Here is a 1,573-nt window from a genome sequence, read left to right on the forward strand (position 1 = left end):
CTCTTCAACCATCCGGCATTCAACGGGCTCGGGACAACGGTTGGTGCTGCGACATTCGGAAAGATTACCTCTGCGCTCGATCCTCGCAACATCGTCTTCAAGGCGAAGTTCTCTTTCTAAATAAACGCCCTCATCGAYGAAAGGATTAGCCTAGTCCGCTACGGATGTGAGCTCAACTGTTAGGCGGTAAGACTTCAGCGGCCACGGGATTTCGTATGAGATCGGAAAATGATCAGAAGCGCTCTGACGGAATCGTGAGAGAGTGGCTTGCCCGTGGAAGGGAGGGCTGGTTCGTGAGCCTTGTGGATGTCCACTTCCTGAAGAATGAGAATATCTGCATTCATGTCTCCCAGGAAATCTATGATAGATCGGAGCTTCGAGCCACGATCAATGTTCCAATCGACCACGCGTATGGAACTGACCGGCCGGGATAGCAGGTCTCATAAACGGACTGGAGTGACCTCATCGCTCTGGCTCCGCCGAGGAGGAACTGGATGGGTGGTCGACGGATCGGATATTTGTCGCAAATGCGGAAGAAGGAACGTTACCTGATGAAGTTACGTTCGCGTACGCTGTAAGGATGAACCTCGACTTGATTCTTTCCGCTATCGATGACCAAATCAGCAAACTTCAGCAAGTTCGTGCCATGCTTACCGAGGTACAAGCAATACCGGCTAGCAAACGTGGTCCGGGAAGGCCTAAGAAGATTGCGAACTCTAAAACAGCCAAGGCGCGAGTTTTGAGCCCAGAAGCGCGAGCAAGGATTGCAGCGGCACAGAAAAAGCGGTGGGCAGCCGCTAGAAAGAATAAGTAAGGTTGAAAAGGGCGAGGTTGAAGGAGCCGTCGCGGTTCTTTGTGAACCAGACCTCCTGCGGCTTGTTGTGGAGTTGCTGGATGTCTAGCGGGGAGGCGGGGACGCCTGCCTGATTGATGGCGATGAGTTTTTTGTTGGTGATAATGGCGAGGTCGGCAGGGTCCATGTGAGTGAGGTCGGTGCCGAGGTAGAGCGGGGCGCAGGACATGGACCAGAGGGTGAACATGGTCTGGCGTTCGGCGGGGGTGATGCCGTCCTTATCACCGTTGCCGATCTCAAGGGAGTCGAGGTCATTCCAGCCGCCGGGCTTTGCGTAGGCGATCCAGGGGCGGACGTCTGCGAAGCGCTCGGAGACCTTCGCCCAGGTGGTGAGGTTTCCTTTGATAGCGGGATCGGTGGAGCGGCCGCAGGGGTAGCACTCGACGTCGTTCTCGATGCGCCAGCCGTTGGAGGTGGCTTGCCAGAGAGGGGCCTGGTCGATGGACATCCAGTTAGAGAGCTCAAGCCAGATGGGGCGATGGGTGGCGAGGATGGCAGCGTGCCAGACGCGGAGCTCTTCGCGGTTGTCGGCGGGAAGGTTGCCGCCGCCGGGACCGACGAAGTCGAGCTTGATGAAGTCGACCTTCCAGCGGGCGAACTGGCGAAGCATGGAGAAGATGTAAGCGCGCGCGCCGGGCTTGGAGAAGTCGATCTTGTAAGAGCCCTTGTGCGTGCTGCCGGGGAGCGTTGTGATGGTGATGTCTTTGATGTGTGCGGTAG

At 56.8% G+C, this 1,573-nt stretch carries 1 protein-coding gene; it reads right to left on the bottom strand.

The window, feature by feature from the left end; all coding sequences use genetic code 11:
- Window positions 1-797: 797 nt before the first annotated feature.
- A partial coding sequence (locus tag AB4043_RS26440) for a glycoside hydrolase family 27 protein (protein WP_442308646.1) occupies window positions 798-1,573 on the bottom strand: 776 nt, incomplete at its 5' end.

The organism is Terriglobus sp. YAF25, assembly GCF_052113305.1.
GTDB lineage: Bacteria > Acidobacteriota > Terriglobia > Terriglobales > Acidobacteriaceae > Terriglobus.